This window comes from Streptococcus bovimastitidis (assembly GCF_001885095.1).
GTDB lineage: Bacteria > Bacillota > Bacilli > Lactobacillales > Streptococcaceae > Streptococcus > Streptococcus bovimastitidis.
In genome coordinates, this window is record NZ_LZDD01000001.1 from 767,010 (window position 1) to 787,343 (window position 20,334).

Annotated in this window: 16 protein-coding genes; 2 read left to right on the forward strand and 14 right to left on the reverse strand. The window is 38.2% G+C overall.

The window, feature by feature from the left end:
* Positions 1-6: 6 nt before the first annotated feature.
* Entirely contained in the window at positions 7-1,818 is a 1,812-nt protein-coding gene (gene dnaG, locus A9Q68_RS03725) for a DNA primase (RefSeq protein WP_071793343.1), read from the reverse strand.
* 160 nt (positions 1,819-1,978) lie between these two features.
* Between dnaG and mscL the strand changes: the two genes are divergently transcribed.
* On the forward strand, positions 1,979-2,353 hold the full coding sequence (gene mscL, locus A9Q68_RS03730; protein ID WP_071793344.1) for a large conductance mechanosensitive channel protein MscL: 375 nt from the start codon (positions 1,979-1,981) through the stop codon (positions 2,351-2,353).
* Between the two features lie 116 nt (positions 2,354-2,469).
* Here mscL and rpsU read toward each other — a convergent pair whose 3' ends face one another.
* The 3 genes from rpsU to rexB all read right to left on the reverse strand — a co-directional run bounded on the left by rpsU (position 2,470) and on the right by rexB (position 9,759).
* Positions 2,470-2,646, reverse strand: coding sequence for a 30S ribosomal protein S21 (gene rpsU / locus A9Q68_RS03735; protein WP_000048058.1), 177 nt, complete (start codon positions 2,644-2,646; stop codon positions 2,470-2,472).
* A 197-nt stretch (positions 2,647-2,843) separates the two neighbouring features.
* Positions 2,844-6,500, reverse strand: a complete 3,657-nt coding sequence (addA, locus tag A9Q68_RS03740; protein WP_071793345.1) for a helicase-exonuclease AddAB subunit AddA — start codon at positions 6,498-6,500, stop codon at positions 2,844-2,846.
* A gap of 1 nt (position 6,501) precedes the next feature.
* Positions 6,502-9,759 carry an ATP-dependent nuclease subunit B gene (gene rexB / locus A9Q68_RS03745; protein WP_071793346.1) on the reverse strand — a complete coding sequence of 1,086 codons (3,258 nt, stop codon included), beginning with the start codon at positions 9,757-9,759 and terminating at the stop codon, positions 6,502-6,504.
* Between the two features lie 169 nt (positions 9,760-9,928).
* Between rexB and ypfJ the strand changes: the two genes are divergently transcribed.
* Positions 9,929-10,852, forward strand: a complete 924-nt coding sequence (gene ypfJ, locus A9Q68_RS03750; RefSeq protein WP_071793347.1) for a KPN_02809 family neutral zinc metallopeptidase — start codon at positions 9,929-9,931, stop codon at positions 10,850-10,852.
* A gap of 29 nt (positions 10,853-10,881) precedes the next feature.
* Here ypfJ and A9Q68_RS03755 read toward each other — a convergent pair whose 3' ends face one another.
* From A9Q68_RS03755 to atpD, 10 genes are all read right to left on the reverse strand, one after another.
* Positions 10,882-11,250 carry an OsmC family protein gene (locus A9Q68_RS03755; protein ID WP_071793348.1) on the reverse strand — a complete coding sequence of 123 codons (369 nt, stop codon included), beginning with the start codon at positions 11,248-11,250 and terminating at the stop codon, positions 10,882-10,884.
* Between the two features lie 93 nt (positions 11,251-11,343).
* Positions 11,344-13,749, reverse strand: a complete 2,406-nt coding sequence (pheT, locus tag A9Q68_RS03760; protein WP_071793349.1) for a phenylalanine--tRNA ligase subunit beta — start codon at positions 13,747-13,749, stop codon at positions 11,344-11,346.
* A 14-nt stretch (positions 13,750-13,763) separates the two neighbouring features.
* Entirely contained in the window at positions 13,764-14,288 is a 525-nt protein-coding gene (locus A9Q68_RS03765) for a GNAT family N-acetyltransferase (protein WP_071793350.1), read from the reverse strand.
* Between the two features lie 46 nt (positions 14,289-14,334).
* Positions 14,335-15,378, reverse strand: a complete 1,044-nt coding sequence (gene pheS, locus A9Q68_RS03770) for a phenylalanine--tRNA ligase subunit alpha (RefSeq protein ID WP_071793351.1) — start codon at positions 15,376-15,378, stop codon at positions 14,335-14,337.
* 287 nt (positions 15,379-15,665) lie between these two features.
* Positions 15,666-16,550: a DNA/RNA non-specific endonuclease gene (locus A9Q68_RS03775; RefSeq protein ID WP_071793352.1), complete on the reverse strand. Its 885-nt coding sequence runs from the start codon at positions 16,548-16,550 to the stop codon at positions 15,666-15,668.
* A 30-nt stretch (positions 16,551-16,580) separates the two neighbouring features.
* Complete coding sequence (locus A9Q68_RS03780) at positions 16,581-16,769, reverse strand: DNA-directed RNA polymerase subunit beta (RefSeq protein ID WP_071793353.1); 189 nt, start codon at positions 16,767-16,769, stop codon at positions 16,581-16,583.
* 2 nt (positions 16,770-16,771) lie between these two features.
* On the reverse strand, positions 16,772-18,043 hold the full coding sequence (gene murA, locus A9Q68_RS03785; protein WP_071793354.1) for a UDP-N-acetylglucosamine 1-carboxyvinyltransferase: 1,272 nt from the start codon (positions 18,041-18,043) through the stop codon (positions 16,772-16,774).
* Between the two features lie 74 nt (positions 18,044-18,117).
* Positions 18,118-18,342 carry a DUF1146 family protein gene (locus A9Q68_RS03790; protein ID WP_206281791.1) on the reverse strand — a complete coding sequence of 75 codons (225 nt, stop codon included), beginning with the start codon at positions 18,340-18,342 and terminating at the stop codon, positions 18,118-18,120.
* Positions 18,343-18,476: 134 nt separating this feature from the next.
* Positions 18,477-18,893: a F0F1 ATP synthase subunit epsilon gene (locus A9Q68_RS03795; RefSeq protein ID WP_071793355.1), complete on the reverse strand. Its 417-nt coding sequence runs from the start codon at positions 18,891-18,893 to the stop codon at positions 18,477-18,479.
* 12 nt (positions 18,894-18,905) lie between these two features.
* The gene (gene atpD, locus A9Q68_RS03800) at positions 18,906-20,312 is read right to left on the reverse strand and encodes a F0F1 ATP synthase subunit beta (protein WP_071793356.1); all 1,407 of its coding nucleotides are present in this window, start codon (positions 20,310-20,312) and stop codon (positions 18,906-18,908) included.
* Positions 20,313-20,334 lie beyond the last annotated feature (22 nt).

A 20,334-nucleotide genomic window follows, 5' to 3' on the forward strand; every position in this document is an offset into this window, starting at 1 on the left:
TTTCCTCTATTCCATTTTCCTTTTTTGTGCAATTAGATTTTCTAAAACTTCTAAGGCTAGTTTGTGGTCTCCATTATTACTGGATTCTCTCACTTGTTTTCCTTGTTTATGAATATCTCTTTCATTGAGTAACTTGTTACGTTTGACTAAAATATCATCAATTTCACCTTCAGCAACTTCCTCAGGTAGATTTTCCTCTAAGATACGATAGTAGGCTTGATTAACTTCAGGACTTAATTGCGATAAATCAAGCGAGGTAATCTCACCAGTATTTTTCAGAATATTATATAGCTCCTGCAAACTTGGAGTATCAAAATAAAATTCTTCTTTTAAGCGAAATTCATTTAAAAGATAATCGTGGTGAAGCAAACGATGCAATAATTGATTTTCAGTCCTAACCAAGGCAGTCAGATTTTTAGTCACAGGTAAACTAACCAGTTCCGTTCTTGGAACTTGAGCCGATACCTGTCTTTCTTGCCGATCCTTGAGTCGATAAGAATTAACGGTTTGCTCAACTTGTAAGTAATCAAAATCTGGTAAAGCATCTGCCACTTTGTAAATATATGAATTCTGAGCTGTTATCGAAGGTGCTCCAGCTATAATTGGACCAATTTTTTCAACATAAGCAATCTGAGATTGGAGATTGTCCATATTCTCTGGTTTCAGGTAATCAATCAAAAACTCAACGTCACTTATGCGTGAGTGGTCTAAGAGATTAGCAAGCTCTTCAGCTGAATATTTTTGAACAAATTCATCGGGATCCATCTTATTAGGAATGCGTACGATGTCCACTTGAAAGTCTTTTAGAAGATCTAAAGACTTAGAGATTGCACTTTGACCTGCATCGTCACCATCATAAGTCAACACAACCTTTTTGGTTAGTGATTTCAGATGGTTGACATGCTCTTGTGTCAAGGCGGTCCCCATTGAGGCGACAGCGTTCTCACAGCCTGCTCGATAAGCAGCTATGACATCCATAAAACCTTCCATCAAAAAAACTTCATGTTTTTTGGCAATCACCGGCTTGGCTTTATCCAAATGATAAAGTTCATAAGACTTATTAAAGAGAACAGTTGCTCGGGAATTTTTGTATTTAGCTTGCTTTTTAGCAATATCTGCTTCTGTCCACACCCTACCCGAAAAAGCAATGGTGTTGCCGCGATCATCCGTTAAGGGAAACATAATCCGATTACGGAAAGCATCGTAGATTGTGTTAGACGACTCCGAAAGATTAAAGAGCCCTGATGCTGCTAAGGCTTCTTCTTGGTACTTTTGGGAAAGTGACCGATAAAGATAGTCATTTTCAGCTGGCGCCAAACCAATTTTAAAATGGTTTATCAAGTCATCATCTAAGCCCCGCTGGTATAAATAACTGAGTGCTTCTTGCCCCATCTTTGTGGTTTTAAGGACTGCCTGGTAAAACTTTTGCGCATCTTCATGCATAGCAATCAATTCCTGATGAGGATTTTTTCGATTTTGCTGAGTTTGGGTTTGTGGTGCAATATCTAGCGTAATCCCAGCTTTTTCAGCAATAATATTGACACTTTCCAGGAATGGAACCTGTCTGTAATCTTCAACAAACTTAAAAACATCGCCAGAACGCCCACATCCGAAACAATGGAAAAATTGACGATTTTCAATGACGTTAAACGATGGCGTTTTCTCTTTATGAAAGGGACAAAGCCCTAAGTAATGTCTACCGGTGCGGGTTAGACTGACAACTTCACCAATAACATCAACGATATTAACAGCATTTTTAATCTGGGAAATCATATCTTTGTCAATTGCCAAATCTTCACCTCCCCACAAAGTACCCATTCTACTTTTTTATAGTTAATTATAGCATTTTCAAGTATTTTTGTAAATTTATAAAAATAAGCATAATCACTTGTCAGAATAATTAAAATTATGTTATCATTAATAGAATCAAAATAATAATTGTTATATTGATATGAAATAAACATATGGGGAGATCAAAATGATCAAAGAATTAAAAGAATTTTTGTTTAAAGGTAATGTTTTAGATTTAGCGGTTGCCGTTGTTATTGGTGCTGCATTCAAAGCTATCATCGATTCATTAGTTGCTGACGTGGTTACACCACTTATCTTAAATCCAGTTCTTAAAGCTGCAGGTGTTTCAAACATCGCTGAACTAGCTTGGAACGGTGTTAAATACGGTAGCTTTATCGCTGCAGTTATCAACTTCCTAATTGTTGGTACAACTCTATTCTTCGTTGTTAAAGCTGCTAACAAAGCAATGTCTTATAGAAAACAAGAAGAGGAAGAAGTTATTGCTGGACCTACTCAAGAAGAACTTCTTGTTCAAATCCGCGACTTACTTGCTAACAAATAATAAAAAATATGAAGTTGCTCTGCAACTTCTTTTTTTTGTACATTTTCATAAACGTATCTCTATTTATAAGAGTCAAAAACAGCCTTCATAAGGAAGACTGTTTTTTTATCTAAAAATTAGAATTTTTTACGTTTGCGAGCTGCTTCTGATTTACGTTTACGTTTTACAGAAGGTTTTTCGTAGAATTCACGTTTACGTGATTCTTGAAGAGTTCCAGCTTTAGTAACAGAACGTTTGAAACGACGAAGAGCATCGTCTAATGATTCGTTTTTACGTACTACTGTTTTTGACATGTGATTCACCTCCTCAAGATATTGTAACATTTACACGTTCTTTAACATATTACATGACTTTTTCGAAAATGTCAATAAAATTTGCACTTTTTCAGCTCGGTTTTCAGAATTGATAAGAAACTGAAAAAATAGATTCTGACAGGTCCAGTCTGATATCTCCCTGAACTTGTTTTATGGCTTCAGCTAGTACTAATTTTCTAAACAGAGATAACTTCCAATTCTTCTCCCCCAAGCAATACCAGGTATTTTTCAACCAAAGGGATAGCATAGGCTTTAGTCAGGGCTTCAGCATATAAATTAAGTTGGCTTTGGTAGCGTTCTTTGATTTTCTGAGCATCCTTGTATTTATCTGTTTTGTAATCAAAAAGGATAATCCGGTCGTCAAAAAGGAGGTAGCCATCAATAATCCCACGAACGACAAAATCCTCTTGGCTTAAACTGTCTTTTTTCAACATGGCAAACGGTGCTTCACGATGCAGATGCTCACGTTTCTTAATGAGCAGTTGTCCCAATTCTGTATCTGTGAAGAAGGCTAAGATTTTTTCTTTATCCAGTTGTGCTTTTACCAAATCATTTGCATCTACTAAAGCTACTGCTGCTTCAATGGCTTCTTGATTAGGTGTCTGAGTTAAGTCAATTTTTTGCATTGTTTCATGCAAAGCAGATCCAATCTGGCTCGCTTCCACCTTGGCATTTGCCCAAAATTGTGGCAGGTCAAACGCTAACTTCCTTTGCCCATTATTCTTTTCAATAATCGCCACTCCTTCGGAGTCCATGACTGGTTGATAAAAGTTTTTAATCTGACTTGGAGTCTGAACAGTTGGCAAATGAATAGCCGCCTGAAAACCCTGATTAAGAAGATTGACTTTTTCCAACATATCCAGAGCACGCGCAATTTCTTTCGTTTGACGGTTATGGCTTAAATCATCAGGACGAAGGCGCTCAACTTGCTCCAATTGTCCAATTTTGTCATCCGTCAGGTCATCATCACCGACAAAACTGATATCAAAATGCAAATCTTCTTTAGTAAAGTTAGCTTGAATAGCCAGAATCCATTCTTGGAAGGACTGCAAATTTTCCCGCAGACTTTTTGCTAGATGATTGTCCTGTCGCTGATTTTCATACTTGTCCTCCAACTTCTCTTTTTGACCCTTACCAATCAAATAAAGCTTCTTCTCTGCTCTGGTCATAGCCACATACAGAAGACGCATCTGCTCCGACAAAGTCGCCCTCTTAATTGCTTTACGAATCACCTGATAAGGCAGGGTTTCAAGACTAACTTTGACACTTGAGAATTGCTGAGCTTCTAAGAAAGATTTAAAATCTGCTAGGTATTTAATGCCAATGCCTTGATATCGGTCCATGATGGCCGGCGCCTTCAAATCTTGGAAGCCAAATTTTTGATCACAATTGAGAATAAACACATATTTAAACTCAAGCCCTTTGGACTTGTGAATGGTCATTAAATTAACAGCATCTTTGGGTTTTGCCACGTCGACATCAGCCAAATCATTCTCAGTCTCAAGAATGCGATCAATCATGGTGATAAAACGAGATAAGCCTTTGTAACCAGCTTTTTCAAATTGACTTGCCCGTATCGCCAAAGCATAAAGATTAGCTTGAGCTTGTTCCCCTTTTGGTCCAGAAGCCACAAAATCGAAATAGAAACGTTTATTGTAGATGTGCCAAATCAAATCATAAAGTGATTTTTTTTGGGCAAATTGACGCCAATTCTTCAATTGACTGATAAAGAAATCAATTTTAATGCTTAAGTCATGAGTGATTAACTGGGCATTTTTCCCAGTTTTAGCTTGACTATTAAGCATTTTTTCATAAAAGGATTCCGTGTATTCTTCTGAAGAATCTTGAAGAGCAATCCTTGCCAATTGATCTTCATCAAAGGCAAACATAGGCGACTTAAGCAGAGCAACTAAAGCATAATCATTTAAAGGATTATTAATGGTCCTTAAGGTATCTAACATAACCATCATTTCAACTGATTGTAAGTAGTTTTCCTGACCTCCATCTGCAACTAAAGGAATACCAAATTGATTAAAGGCTCTGAAAATATTATCATTTCGTGTTCTTGAAGACACCAGAAGAGTGATATCAGAAAAAGCCACATTTTCAGACTCATGTAAACGAATAATCTCTTTGGCCACAATTCTAATCTGACCTGGTGATAATCGTGGGAAAAGACTTAAACCCTCACTTTGCTCAACTTCTTCTTCCAAATCCGAACTTAAGCTATCATCATATAAAATAAATTGAGCGCGATTTTCAGGATACTCTTCTTTCTGACGATCACTACCAGCAAGTAAGCGGTGACTGTCATCGTAAAGTATATCACCGATTTCTTCATCCATTAGATGGGTAAAAATACTATTAGTAGCATCCAAAACTTCTGATTGACTTCGGAAATTTTCTTTAAGGAGAATCAAGCGTCCAAGCTCTGGATTCTCTTGGTAATCTTTAAATTTCTGGTTAAAGATTAGAGGATCTGCCTGTCTAAAACGATAGATGGACTGTTTAATATCCCCTACCATAAAGCGATTGTGACCATTTGCTAAGAGTTCTAACATGCGCTCCTGCATATGGTTATTATCCTGGTATTCATCCACCATGACTTCATGGTATTTTTCTTGATAGGCTGCTTGAATATCCGGATATTTTTCAAGAATTTCAATAGCAAAATGGGCAATGTCGGAAAATTCAAAGGCATTCTCTTTCCTTTTTGCCTCAAGATAGGCATGACTAAAATCCATGACGAAAGCTTGGAGGAGTTTCATGAGGGGCTTGGTTTCCTTTTGGAAATGCAAAATGGTTTCCAAATGTTGCCATTCTTTTAATCGTGGTTGCAAATCCTTATAGATAGGATAAGCCCTCTTATTTACGGTGATACTATCCCCACTAGGTAGTAGGGCTAAGATATCCTTGGCTAAATGACTTAGTTTCTCTTTACCATAATAAGTTTCAAAATGAAGTGATTTTTCTTCCAGTTCCTGAATAATAAGCAAATGTTTTTGATACTTAGCACTAGGTTTTCCGGCTTTAGTCATTTTGCCGTATTCTTCTAATTCTGTCAGATCTCGCAAATCTTGTGCTGTTTTTTGCATGGTTTTGAGCAGGGCTTCCACTTCTGAATCCGCTATACTCTGGAAATCGACAAACATGTCACTCGCTCTGAGCAGATCATTTTCCAACCATAAAGCAGGCGACTGCGTCGATTGGCTAAAATAATAAACATTATATACAAGATTCCTAAAAGCAAGGGAATCCTTCCGTTTGCCTGAAAAATTCTTTACCAAAGCAAGAAAGGTCTCCCGCTTTTCTCCCTCTAGGTATTTGGAGAATAGTTCCTCATAAATAGCCTTTTTCAAAATATCTTGCTCAGACTTGTCCTGCATGATTCGAAACTTTGGCGACAGCCCTAAGAAATGACTATGTTCAGTCACCAATTTTTGCGTGAATGAATCCATTGTCCCAATATCTGCCTGATGTATCAGTTGCAGCTGTTGATTAAGATAAACTTTCCACTCTGGATCCTGACTCTCTTTGATGGCCGCCACTAATTTCTTTTCAAGACGCTCCTTCAATTCCGCAGCTGCTTTGACCGTAAAAGTTGAAATAAACATCCGGTCTATTGGAATGCCTCGCATGATTTTATCAATAATTCGTTCAACCATAACAAAGGTTTTTCCAGACCCTGCAGAGGCTGAAACCAGGATGTTATGGCCATTTAAATAGATAGCCTCAATTTGTTCCCTAGTACGTTTTTGTACTTTATCCGAAAGCAATTCCTCAGTTTGGAGGGTTTTGATTTGATCTTCATTTAAAAATTTTGGAAATTCCATCTTATTCCCCTCCTTTCAATTGATTAGTCATTAATGTCATAACTGCTTCCTTCTTTTGCCGCCCCGGAATTTTCAGTAAGGGTCTGGCTTGATCAAAATTGAGATCAGCTTCAAATCCAGTAATGGCTTTTAATTGATCTCCTTGAACCGTTTTTCCATCTTTAGTGTAAGGATTAATCAAGAAATGGCCCTTGCGAATAATGCGCTCCGCCTCTAAATAAAGCCATTTATTATAGGCTAAAATCAGCGTCAATTCCTGGTCACTATAGGTATTATTCTGAAGATGATAAGGACCAGAAGCGAGCTTATCCTTTTCTTCTTCCAAGAAAATACCTTGATACTTCATTTCTTTAAACTGCGTCTCCAAGAGACTAGAAGCAATGTCGGCCTTTTCCGTCATCATTATTTTGGGCTCCTGCATGTGTAAATACATAGCACCAAATAGCGGAAACTCCTGATTGTTAGATTGATTTATCCCTTCTTTTAATGCTGACAAATAGGTTGGCAACTGAGAATTTAAACCATTATAAAAGAGACTAATATCAAACACATTGGCACTTGATTTATAATCAACAATTCCTAAAGACTGATCATTCAGCTGGTCAATTCGGTCAATAACGCCTTTGATGATGACTCTGTCTTCAAGAGCTAACTTGAAAGGTTTTTCTTGAGCAATAATACTAATGTCACCATGGCTCTTGAAAATATCCGTTGTTGAACGAGCAATTTCTTCTAAAAGATTAAGACTAAATTGTCCCTGTGAATCAGCTAAATAAAAGTCCCAAAACTCATTTTCTTGATTAGTTTCCTGGATGGCCTGATTAACTTTGCTATCAAAATGGTCCTTGGAAGGATTTTTCATAACTTTTTCCAATACTTTGTGTAAGTAGGAACCATGGAGTCTAGAATCTGGATGAATGGAAGCTAATTCCTGTAAACCTAAAATATACTGCAAGAAATATTTGTACTGATTGTTATAAAAGACGGTCAGTGCAGAGTTAGACAAGGAAATTGGCTGATTAAGGGGATAACGAGCCTGAATAACCTCTGATGAAAGTGGTTTGCTTTCTCGACGATGAGATGCTAATTGCGGTATAGTAAACTGTTCACTTGCCAATCGTTTCCGTAAGTATCGGCTCATAACCGTCCAGAAATTTTCCTCATCATTTGATAAGTCGTACTCTTGATCAAGATTATTAATTTCAATGATGGATGATAAAAGGGATTTATAATTACCGATATCAGTATCCAAACTTGAAAAGCGATTTTTATCTTTTTCAATCATTGGAATACCTAAATCAATCAAAGTGTTAAGATAAGGTGACCTATTTTCTGAAACCTCATTTAAAACTAAGGGAACACTTAGGACTAATTTTTGATTAGCAGCATTAAGTAAGGAAAGAAATGAATAATGATTCTTTTTCGTTATTTCATGTGAAGAGACTTCAAATGACCTAAAAGCAGATAAACTTTCATTGGTTTTACTACGTTCCTGATCAGAAACTAGGGATTTGTTCTGAGCAATTTTTGGAAAATGACTTTGAGTCATCCCAATGGCATAAACAAACTCTTTACTATGAGGCTCAACTAAGTCATAGGATTTAATTGTTACTACATCCAAGGTGGCTGGAACGGCTCGATACTTTCCCATTTGCAAAGCAGTCTTTATGAGACTAAGCATTTCCTCCAAGGACATCACTTGGTCATTAAAAATCTGATAAGCTTTTTCCAAAATCGAAGTTACTTTTTTCCAAACTTCAAGATCTTTTTCCTGCTGATTTTCATTTTGGGAATTGCTGAGCTCTTCTAGATTAGCAGTAAAATCAATCTCATTTAAAAATGTCAATAACTTCTCAATCAGGCTAGAGCCACTATCTTTCTTACTAGTGAGAAAACGATTAAGTGGGTTATAAATAGCTCCCCTAACTTCATTAATTTTTTCAATATTAAAACTTTGCCGACCTTGATTATCTTTCAAATTGACCTTAAAAACTTTTGCAAATTTCGCAGGACCATTAATATCAGCGAACTGCAAGTAGCTCTCAAAACCATCCAATTCAAGACTCGAAAAACGACCAAAAAGGCCTGTTTTTAAAATGCTTAAGATATCTTCTTTGCGCCACTTATAGGTTTGAATTCTTTCCAATCCATCAAAAAATTGCAGAATAGGATGGTGAGCCATCTCCTCTGACCTACCAAAATAATAGGGAATTTCAAATTTTTCAAAAATCTGTCCCATTTGTAATTGATAAGCTTCAACATCGCCTAAAAGAACCAAGATATCCTTGTAGCGATGTCCCTCATATAACTTTTGACGAATGTCTTTAGCCAAATGCTCGATTTCTTCTTTTTGGTTAAGAGTTTGCCAAATCTCAATGACTTCTGCGTCAGCCTTATCCAGACTTTCTGCTTCTTCCGAAAAGTCATATAAAGACTCAATGACATTTGTTATGTTTTGGAAAGCTAATGGATAAGTTTCTTTGCTTGAACGATACTCAGCTTTTACCTGATATTGAGCTGATAATTGTCGGAAAAAATCGATACTAGCTTGATAAAGATTGCCTTCTGTAAAAGTTTTTTGATAAGCCTTTGGACTCATGTATGTACCGATAACAACTTGATGGCATTTTTCTTGTAGAAGAGAGATTAATAAGGCTTCTTCGGAAGAAAAGCGCGTAAACCCATCAATCACAACAACTGTTTCTTTTAATTGGTCTTCAATTTGACCACTAGCAAGTGCTTGTGAAAAATGGTCTAGGGAAGATTCCTGAATGAGATTCTTTTCCCGTAAGATATCTTCCAGTTCCATAAAAATAGTCACTAAATCGGCTTTTTTAAGAGGATCTTCAAAAGCAATATCCATAATCGAGATATTTGCTGCCTTCAGCTCCTTATATAAATCCATTAATTGCGCGTTAAAACTTAAGTCTTTCCGAATATGGTAATATAGTTTTAAGTCCTCTTCGCTTAAGCTATCTAAAGCACGATAGAGAAGCATGCTTAAAGCCGCATCATCTAGAGTTTCTTGGCTTTTAATTTTGTCAAGCGTAAAATATCGCGCCATTTGACCAAACCGAGTCACCGTAATCGAGAATGAGGCTTGCTCCGCTAAACGCTCAAGAACGCTTCTTTCCTTTTCAAAAGATAAGGAATTGGGGGCAATATAAAAAAGGCGATAACCTTCCTTGGCATAGCGATCAGCTTCTTCAACAAGTATATCTGTAATGGAATGATTGACATCCGTATAAAGTAATTTCATAGGCACCTTCAACTCTTGAATTCTTTCCTCTATTATAACAAATGAAAAAGTAAATATCATTTTGGAGGAAAAATAAGAGAAATTAGCGCTTTCAACTTAATATTCAAGCAATTCTCAGAAAAATAAATTATAATAGTAATAACAAATAAGCTAATGAGGAGAAAAAGATATGAAAACAGATGATCTTAGAGAAAGCTCCAATGTCGAAGACCGTCGTGGAGATAGTTCTGGTTCTTATAGCACTGGTGGTGGAGGCGGAGCCGGAATGTTACTGCAACTCCTCTTCTCACGGGGCTCTTGGAAAACGAAACTAATCCTTCTTATCATCATGCTAGTCATGGGAGGAGGGGGGCTATCTGGCATTTTCCCCGGTGGTCAACAATCCAGTACAGGTAATAACCCCTATCAATCAACTGAGGTCACTCGAACAAGTGGTGACAAGGCCAGTGATCAACAAGTTGAATTTGTCAGCAAAGTTTTTGCATCAACAGAAGACTTCTGGACCAAAGAATTTGAAAAACAAGGTAAAACCTATAAAAAACCAACATTGGTTCTCTACACTGGCTCAATCACAACAGCCTGTGGCCAAGGCCAAGCTGCTTCTGGACCTTTCTACTGTTCCGGTGATAATAAGGTTTATTTAGACATCTCATTCTACAATGACTTGTCTGAAAAATATGGAGCTGCCGGTGACTTCGCTATGGCCTATGTTATTGCCCACGAAGTTGGCCATCATATTCAAAACGAACTTGGTACAATGGATGAGTATGGACAAGCTAGACAAGGTAAGAGCGAAGCTGACGCTAACAAACTCAATGTTCAGTTAGAATTACAAGCAGACTACTATGCCGGAGCTTGGGCAAATTATGTTCAAGATGAAGGACTCTTAGAAAAAGGCGACTTTGAAGAAGCCATGAATGCTGCAAATGCCGTTGGTGATGATACATTACAAAAAGAAACATATGGTAAAACTGTCCCAGATAGTTTCACTCACGGAACCTCTGAACAACGCCAACGTTGGTTTAACAAAGGCTTCGAATATGGAGATATCGAACACGGTGATACTTTTAGCGTTGCCTACAATGACTTATAAAAACAAAGAACTGCCAAAAAGCAGTTCTTTTAAAGTGGTAAAAAGTTTATCTTAATCTGTACATCTTCTGCCAATACTTGACTGACACGACATTTACTTTTAACGAATTTCAGTACTTTTTCTTCTTCATCAGTTGCAAGCTCATTTTCTAGAAAACAATTAAGCGTAAAAGCACGATTTTCATAAGTAGCATCGACTTTTAGAGGCATCTCACTGATCTTATGGTAAAGATTGAAATAGGATTGAATACACATGGAGACACATGAAGCCAAGGCAATATTAAGCAGACTCATCGGTGTCTCACCATCTTCAGTGACACCAAAAAGTTCCACCGATGCCCCATAGCCCTTTGACCTTGTGTGGTATAAATAATCTCCAGAAATTTCTGTTTGATACATGCTTTTCCCCCTTATGATGACTCTATTATAGCAAAAAAAGAACCTAGCTCTTTACCATTTAGCTTGATGGCAAAGACTAGGCTCTTTATTAAATTATCTAATTTGGGCTCCAGCTTTTTCAACTAAAGCATTGCTAATTTTTTCCATATATTTAGCAACTTCCTCATCACGCAAGCTTTCTTGTGGATTTTGGAAAGTTAAACTGTAAGCCATTGATTTCTTACCAGGCTCGATGTTGGCACCAGCATAGACGTCAAAGAGTTTAATAGCTTCTAAATATTTAAGACCTAGGTCTTCAATAATAGCAACAATTTCTTGGTGGCTTAAACTGTCATCAACTAAGAGGGCAATATCGCGAGAAACGGCTGGTTGCTTACTAATTTCAGTAAAGATTTGAGCAGATGTCATATTCGACTCTAATGCTTTAAGATTCAATTCTGCTACATAAGTTTCCGGAATATCATAGTCATTAGCCACTTGAGGATGAACCTGACCTAAGAAACCAATTGTCTCTTCACCAAGAAGTATTCTAGCTGTACGACCAGGGTGCATACTTACCATATCTTTTTCAGCCACAAAAGTAACCTTAAGGTTTAATTTGGCAAATAAACTTTCTAAAATACCTTTAGCATAATAGAAATCAACTGCTGTCGCTTGTGTTTGGAAATCTTTCTCAGCAATTAAACCAGTCAAAGCAAAGGCAAAAGTATCAATTTCATTTGGAAGCTCCACTTTAGGATCAGCCTTTTGTTCAAAAACCTTACCAATTTCATAGATGGCTAAATTCTTTTGCTTACGAGCAACATTATAGGCAATAGTATCCAACATACCAGAAACAATATTTTGACGCAAGGCCGAACGTTCAATGGTCATCGGCCACATTAATTCCGTCAAGTTACTGCTTTCGATGGCAAAAGCTTGAGCTTTTTCAGGAGTGGTTAAAGCATAAGAAATAATTTCTGTTAGCCCTGCTCCTTCGGCTATAGCGCGAACACGTCTCCGTAAAACCTGACTTGCGGTTAATTCACCAGCTGTCCCACCAGCTTCCGGCAAAGTCGTTGGAAGATTGTCATAGCCGTAGATTCGCGCAATTTCTTCGACCAAATCAGCCTGAATACTAATATCCCAACGACGACGTGGTACAGAGACAGTGAAGGCTGACGCATCTCCAGACAAGCCAAAACCTAGCTTGGCAAAAACATCTTCAATGTCAGAATAAGCTAAGTCGGTGCCCAAACGCACATTAACATAGTCTAAAGTCGTTAAAACTTGAACCGCATCCGTCGGTAGGCTACCAGCCTGAGGACGACCAGCAAGAACTTGACCACCAGCCAATTCTTCTAACATAGCTGCCGCAAAATCAAGGGCTTCGATGACTGTATCGTAGTTAACACCTTTTTCAAAACGAGAAGATGACTCTGAACGAAGGTTGAGACGGCCACTTGTTTTACGAATCGATTTACCATCAAACACGGCTGCTTCTAAAACGACATTTTTTGAATTAGCATCAATTTCAGTTGCTTTACCGCCCATAACACCAGCTAAAGCAACAGGTTTGTCATTTACAGTAATAACAATATCTTGATCAATCAAGTCACGTTCTTCACCATCTAAAGTGACCAAGTTTTCACCATTGCGGGCTTGACGAGCAACAATATCACCTGATTCAAATTTATTCAAATCAAAAGCATGCATTGGTTGACCAAAATAGAGGAGAACATAGTTGGTAACGTCAACAACATTGTTGATTGGACGGATACCTGCATTCATCAAAATATTTTGTAACCATTGTGGACTTGATTGAATGGTAACATTTTCGACGATACGGCTAGCATAAGTCAAAACTTTGTCAGACTCAATTGCAACTGAAAGCAAGTCAGAAGCTGCTTTAGAGCTTTCGTGTACTTCTTTTACTGGGAAGTGTACTTCTTTTCCATAAATAGCCGCTACTTCATGGGCAACCCCACGCATTGAAAGGGCATCCGCACGGTTTGGAGTGATCGATAATTCAATGATTTCATCATCTAAATCGAGGTAAGGGAAGATAGAGTCCCCTGGTTTTGCATCTTCAGGTAGAATTTGAATACCTTCGGAAAATTCTTTTGGAATAATAGAATCTGGAAGACCCAATTCTTGGAGAGAACAAATCATCCCAAGAGATTCCATCCCTCTGATTTTCCCTTTTTTAATTTTGTAATTGTTCGCAATACGAGCGCCTGGAATGGCTACAATAACATTAATACCTGCTTGGACATTTGGAGCTCCACAAACAATTTGTCTTGGCTCATCATCACCAGTGTCTACCTGACAAAGATGTAAATGGGTTTCAGGAACATCTTCACAAGATAAAACATGACCAACAACTAACTTTGACAGACCCTCAGCAGGGACTTCAACGCCTTCAACTTCGATACCAGTTGTTGACATTTTTTCAGCCAGTTCAGCTGAAGAAACATCGATGTCAACTAACTCTTTTAACCATTTATAAGATACTAACATACTTCACTTTCTTTCTATTTTAAGGCTTTTTTCATTAACCAGTCAGTGTCGACTAGATCACCAACTGCAAAGGAATGTTCAGAGAATTTTTCGAAACCATACTTGCGATAAAGAGCTTGAGCTTTAAAATTATACTCCCAAACACCTAACCAGGCCCAAGTTTTCCCAGAGGCATAGGCTCTTTCCAAAGCAAACTCAAAAAGAACTTTACCTAAGCCAAGACCTTGGTATTTATTCAACAGATAAATGCGTTGAATCTCAAAAGCATCATCTAACTCATGCTCAGTCTGATCCTGACCCCAATTAACTTTCAGGTGGCCAACAATCTCGCCATTCATTCTTAAAAAGTAAACTTCATTTTCTTTACTTTTTAATTCTTTACCGAGTACCTCTAAGGTGTAATCTTGCTCAAAAAATTCCTGCAATTGTTGGTCAGTGTTATGACCCCCGAATGTTTCGGTAAAGGTCTGAATGGCTAAGTCTCTTAATATTGCGACTTCTTCATCTTTTACCAGGTCAATGGATAGTTCTTTCTGCATGGCAATTCCCCCAAAAATTCATCAATTACTTTGAACAAGACCCTTTTTATTTGAATTGTTCTGAAAAACGCATGTCTCCCTGATAGAATCCACGAATATCATTGATTCCATAACGGAGCATGGCGATCCGTTCTTGTCCTAGGCCAAAGGCAAAACCAGAATATTCTTCGGAATTTACGCCTGACATTTCAAGGACACTTGGGTGAACCATACCGGCACCGAGGATTTCAATCCAACCGGTCCCTTTACATACGTTACAGCCTTTACCACCACATTTGAAACATGAAACGTCAACCTCTACGGATGGCTCAGTAAATGGGAAGTATGATGGACGAAGACGAATCTTACGTTCTTCACCAAACATTTTTTTGATAATCATTTCCAAGGTTCCTTTTAAGTCACCCATAGAAATATTTTTACCAACCACTAATCCTTCAATTTGGTGGAATTGGTGTGAGTGAGTCGCATCATCCGTATCACGACGGAAAACACGACCAGGAGAAACCATTTTAAGTGGGCCTTTAGAAAAATCGTGTTGATCTAAAGTACGGGCTTGAACTGGACTAGTATGGGTACGCAATAAAATTTCTTCCGTAATATAGAAGGTGTCTTGCATATCACGGGCTGGGTGATCTTTTGGAAGATTCATACGTTCAAAGTTATAGTAATCTTTTTCAACTTCAAAACCGTCAACAATTTGGAAGCCCATGCCCAGGAAGATGTCTTCAATTTCTTCATTTGTTTGTGTTAAGACATGACGATTACCGAGTGTCATTTGACGACCTGGTAAAGTGACATCAATTGATTCAGCATCAAGCTGAGCCTTAATTTTAGCAGCTTCGACCACTTTTGCCTGTTGGTCAAATGCTGTTGTTAAGACATCACGTAATTCATTCACTTGTTTTCCAACTAGAGGACGCATGTCTGCAGACAAATCTTTAAGACCTTTTAACAATTCTGTTAGTGACCCTTTTTTCCCTAAGACCGCCACTTTCAAATCTTGCAGTTCTTTAGTATGATTACCATTAAACGCTTTTAATTGGTCTAAGGTTTGATTGCGTAGTGCTTGTAATTGCTCTTGTAAATCCATGATTTTCCCTTCTATTAACGGACAAAAAAAGCGTGTCAAAACTCCATTTATGCGGAGCGTTGACACGCGGTACCATCCGAATTCATCTGCAAATGCAGACCTTAATTTAACATCATATGTGAGTGAATTCCTTACATTTTCATTAAGAAGGCTTCCAGTCTATGGCCTTCAGTCCCTGGTAACTTCCCTGTAATTACTAGTCTCACTGATTTCTATTCAATTATTATTAGTGTATCAAAATTGCTGAAAAAAGACAATAAGATTTATCAGAATCTTGTAAGACTGCTTTAACTGGCTTTCTTCTGATAAGCTTCTTTGTAGACTTGGCCTGTTTGATAGTTCATTTTCAATCCTTTTTGAACATTCGGAATAAAGACATTAAATTCCAGGCTGTCATCATCTGATTTGGCTTCCAAATGACTACCACTTGCAATCAAGTTGTTGCCCTCATATATTAGAGTAACACGATAACGGACACGCTTATTATTATCCAAAGCCCGTCTGATTTGTGTCTCATAATAATTCTGCCCAGTTGAATCCTCTAGATATGCCTGATTAGCCCAAGACATTTGAACCGCAATATTTTTGGGGTTACTGGTTGAAGCATCAAAGCCCTTAAGTCCACCAACAAGCGCATATCCCAAAAGGTGTCCACGGTCGACAGCATGCTCATATTCTCCAGAAAGCCCATGAATTTGGTGCCAACCAACAGGCTTCCAATAAGTATAGCCATTACCAGTCTCGTTTCGATCTCGATATTGACGGGTAGAACGAGCTAAAAGTGCATTAGCTCTAGTCGGAACCAACTTACCTTGAACCATTTTGGTTTCAGTATTAGCATAAGGGGCACTAACAACCTTGGCATTGAGATCTGTTTTATTATGATTAATTTCAAAAGCACCAGCTCCATTCCAATCAATAGATGACCCTAACTGTTGCTTGACCTCCCGACTTAAAACTGAAGAAGCCAGCTGATAGGATGGCGTGTCAGGATTGTTTGATTCCCTACGACTAACTTGACTACTACTCGTTTCTGAGATGCTTCGCAATACACTTTGAAAAGCGTTATTGTTAACTAATTGATCTCCTTGAGATAAGGCAGTTACAGCAGCTATTAGCAGAGCTAGCAGAATTGAATTGCGTTTTTTTCCATTAAAAGTCTTTTTTGACATTATTCCTCACAGTTAAAAAGTAGGCAAAGCCTACTTTCCAGTAAATTTATTCATTAATTCAGTCCACTTGTCCATGGATAAAATGGAAGATGCGTGTTGACCATCACCAAAAACGCTATAGCCAAGCATCAAACCAATTGCTAAGAAGATACAGGCAAGTAGGGCAATGACTAAGAGCAAACCAACTTGCTTAAGTACATATTTCCATCCGCTTGTCATTTTTAGTCCTCACTTATACGTTCGATTTTTGCTCCCAATTTTGCTAATTTTTCATGGAATTTATAATAGCCACGATCCAAATGCGTTAATTTGGTAACAGTTGTTTTACCTTGAGCAACCATGCCACTTAAAATAAGGGCCGAACTAGCACGTAAATCTGTCGACATAACTGGAGCACCTTGTAGTGGGTGACCGCCATGAATCATTGCAGTGTCACGTAAGATTTCAGAATGAAGGCCCATACGACGCATTTCTTCTAAATGTTGGAAACGATTTTCAAAGACCGTTTCAATCATGGTTGATTCACCATTAACAACAGCCATTAAAGAAGTAAATTGGGCTTGCATATCTGTTGGGAAACCTGGGTGTGGTAAGGTTTTAACAGTAACTGGTTTTAAGTTACTTGTATCTGATTTAACACGGATACCTTCTGCTTCCTCAGTCACTTCAACACCCATTTCTTTTAATTTTGAAATAAGTGGACGATTGTGTTCCCAAACAGCATCTTTAACCAAGACATTACCAGATGTCATGGCAGCTGCTACCATAAAGGTGCCGGCTTCGATACGGTCTTGAACAACATCATGCTCAACACCGTGCAATTGGTCAACCCCTTTAATGGTTAAAGTTTCCGTTCCGGCACCTTTGACCTTGGCACCCATTTTATTAAGTAATTGGGCCAAGTCAACAATTTCAGGTTCGCGGGCAGCATTTTCGATGACAGTTGTCCCTTCAGCCAAGGTGGCCGCCATCATCAAGTTTTGTGTAGCACCAACTGATGGAAAGTCCATATAAATAGTAGCACCTTTAAGACGTTCTGCACTAGCAGTGATATCACCATTGCTTTGTTTGATCTCAGCACCCATTGCTTCCAAACCTTTTAAATGCAGGTCTATCGGACGGCTACCAATTGTGCAGCCTCCTGGCATTGACACTTTAGCATGACCATTTCGAGCTAAAATTGGGCCTAAAACAACAATTGAAGCGCGCATTTGACTAACGTATTCATAAGGAGCTTCGTCAAGAATTGGGCCTGAAGCATCGACTGTTATTTCGTTTGCTTCTTCTTTAAATTCCACAGGGATATTAAGGCCACGAACCACATTGTTCATGGTAAAAACATCGGAAAGGATTGGGACATTTCGTAAAATGGTTTTTCCTTCTGATGGTAGGATTGTCGCTGCTAACAAAGGAAGCACTGCATTTTTAGCTCCTTCAATAACAACTTCACCTTCTAACCTGGTGTTCCCACCTTCAATAATAATTTTATCCACAATTTTCTCCATTTCATTTGTCTATATAATATAAAATTATATCACATTTCTCATTTACTATCTGAAAACGAGCACTAAAAGAGTGTTTGACTCATTGCAATTAATTCTAACATAAAGTGGCTAACCAAGTAACCCATGATGATTGCAAGAAAGAAAACAAAGAGCTTTAATTTACCAATATTTTCAGGCGTCATTTTTATGATTTTTGACCAATCAAAAAGGCTTAATAAGAGTTGAAAGCTGATGCCGATAAAAAGCAAATGACTGATCAGTTTTAATAAATTATTGATATATTCCATAGGCATATTATACCAAAAGTCTTGCTGCAAAAATAGGATAATGGCTAAATAAAAAAACAAGTCGAATTTAGTCCAACTTGTTTTAAATGTAAAAGATGAAAATCAAAATCGCCATAAAATGACGATTGCTGATTTTATTTATTTCCAACGCTAATCCGGTTAAGGGCACGTTGAAGAGCAATTTCTGCACGACGGGCTTCATTGATATCCTTACTTGATTTAGCTTCTTCAATTTGGCGTTCTGCTCGTTGCTTAGCACGTTCAGCACGACTAATATCAATGTCACGAGAGCGTTCAGCAGAGTCTGCTACAATAGTGACAACATTATCTTTTACTTCAATAATCCCACCATTAATGGCAATCCAATCGACATGATTATCATCATCAGTCCGACGAATCTTCATTTCATGGATGACTAAAGGTGCAATAATGTTGATATGTTTCGATAAGATACCCATTTCACCTTCAGCTGTTTTTACTGAAATAAATTTTGCTTGATGGTCATATTTGACCCCATCTGGTGTCACGACTTGAACAGTCATATGTGTCATAGTGGAACCTCACTAATATCCCATTTTTTTAGCTTTTTCAAGGACATCTTCAATTGGTCCAACCGAACGGAAAGCATCTTCAGGAATATGGTCATATTTACCATCGAGAATTTCTTTAAAGCTACGAACCGTATCTTCAACTGGAACATAAGAACCAGGTTGACCAGTAAATTGTTCTGCAACGTTAAAGTTCTGTGATAAGAAGAACTGAATGCGACGGGCACGTCCTACTAAAGTTTTCTCATCATCTGATAACTCATCCATACCTAAGATTGCAATAATATCTTGCAATTCACGGTAACGTTGTAACACACGTTGAACTTCAGTAGCAACGGCATAATGCTCTTCACCAACAATTTCAGGTGAAAGGGCACGTGAGCTAGAAGCTAATGGGTCCACGGCTGGGTAGATACCCATTTGTGTTAATTTACGTTCCAAGTTGGTTGTTGAATCCAAATGGGCGAAAGCTGTTGCTGGCGCTGGATCGGTATAGTCATCGGCAGGCACGTAAATTGCCTGAATAGAGGTAACTGATCCTTTTTTCGTAGAGGTAATCCGTTCTTGTAATTGACCCATCTCAGTTGCAAGCGTTGGTTGGTAACCAACGGCTGATGGCATCCGACCTAGTAAGGCAGATACTTCAGAACCGGCTTGAGTGAAACGGAAGATATTGTCAATGAATAAAAGCACGTCTTGGCCTTCTACATCACGGAAATATTCTGCGATTGTAAGACCAGTCAAGGCAACACGCATCCGTGCTCCCGGTGGTTCATTCATCTGACCAAATACCATGGCTGTTTTCTCAATAACGCCAGATTCTTTCATTTCCCAATAGAGGTCATTTCCTTCACGAGTTCTTTCACCAACTCCGGTAAATACAGAAATACCACCATGTTCTTGGGCGATGTTATGGATTAATTCTTGAATAAGAACGGTTTTACCAACTCCGGCACCACCGAAAAGTCCAACTTTACCACCTTTTAAGTAAGGGGCAAGGAGGTCAATAACTTTGATCCCTGTTTCAAGAATTTCTGATGACGTTGATAATTCATCAAAAGCTGGTGCTTTTTTATGAATTGGTTCACGTTCAGCATCTTCAGCAAAAGGTGCTTCCAAGTCAATGGTTTCACCAAGTACGTTAAAGACACGACCTAAAGTTTCTTTACCAACCGGTACACTAATTGCCCGACCAGTATCTAAAACTTCCAATCCACGAGTAAGCCCATCAGTTGATTCCATAGCGATTGTTCGAACCATTCCATCCCCTAATTCTAGGGCAACTTCAAGGACGATTTTTTCTTTTTTATCGCTATCTTTATAAACTACCAATGCATTATTAATCTCTGGAAGTTTTTCCCCATTTGCAAACACAACGTCTACAACGGGTCCAACAACCTGAGCAATTTTGCCTGAGCTCATTAATTTCTCCTTATGTCAATTT

Coding starts and splice junctions, on each gene's coding strand:
- ypfJ (WP_071793347.1), top strand. CDS start 9,929: ATGAAAACAGATGATCTTAGAGAAAGCTCCAATGTCGAAGACCGTCGT.
- A9Q68_RS03765 (WP_071793350.1), bottom strand. CDS start 14,288: ATGCAGAAAGAACTATCCATTGACCTGGTAAAAGATGAAGAAGTCGCA.
- addA (WP_071793345.1), bottom strand. CDS start 6,500: ATGGAATTTCCAAAATTTTTAAATGAAGATCAAATCAAAACCCTCCAA.
- A9Q68_RS03775 (WP_071793352.1), bottom strand. CDS start 16,550: ATGTCAAAAAAGACTTTTAATGGAAAAAAACGCAATTCAATTCTGCTA.
- atpD (WP_071793356.1), bottom strand. CDS start 20,312: ATGAGCTCAGGCAAAATTGCTCAGGTTGTTGGACCCGTTGTAGACGTT.
- rexB (WP_071793346.1), bottom strand. CDS start 9,759: ATGAAATTACTTTATACGGATGTCAATCATTCCATTACAGATATACTT.
- rpsU (WP_000048058.1), bottom strand. CDS start 2,646: ATGTCAAAAACAGTAGTACGTAAAAACGAATCATTAGACGATGCTCTT.
- pheT (WP_071793349.1), bottom strand. CDS start 13,749: ATGTTAGTATCTTATAAATGGTTAAAAGAGTTAGTTGACATCGATGTT.
- dnaG (WP_071793343.1), bottom strand. CDS start 1,818: ATGGGTACTTTGTGGGGAGGTGAAGATTTGGCAATTGACAAAGATATG.
- mscL (WP_071793344.1), top strand. CDS start 1,979: ATGATCAAAGAATTAAAAGAATTTTTGTTTAAAGGTAATGTTTTAGAT.
- A9Q68_RS03780 (WP_071793353.1), bottom strand. CDS start 16,769: ATGACAAGCGGATGGAAATATGTACTTAAGCAAGTTGGTTTGCTCTTA.
- A9Q68_RS03755 (WP_071793348.1), bottom strand. CDS start 11,250: ATGTATCAAACAGAAATTTCTGGAGATTATTTATACCACACAAGGTCA.
- A9Q68_RS03795 (WP_071793355.1), bottom strand. CDS start 18,893: ATGACACATATGACTGTTCAAGTCGTGACACCAGATGGGGTCAAATAT.
- A9Q68_RS03790 (WP_206281791.1), bottom strand. CDS start 18,342: ATGGAATATATCAATAATTTATTAAAACTGATCAGTCATTTGCTTTTT.
- pheS (WP_071793351.1), bottom strand. CDS start 15,378: ATGGATTTACAAGAGCAATTACAAGCACTACGCAATCAAACCTTAGAC.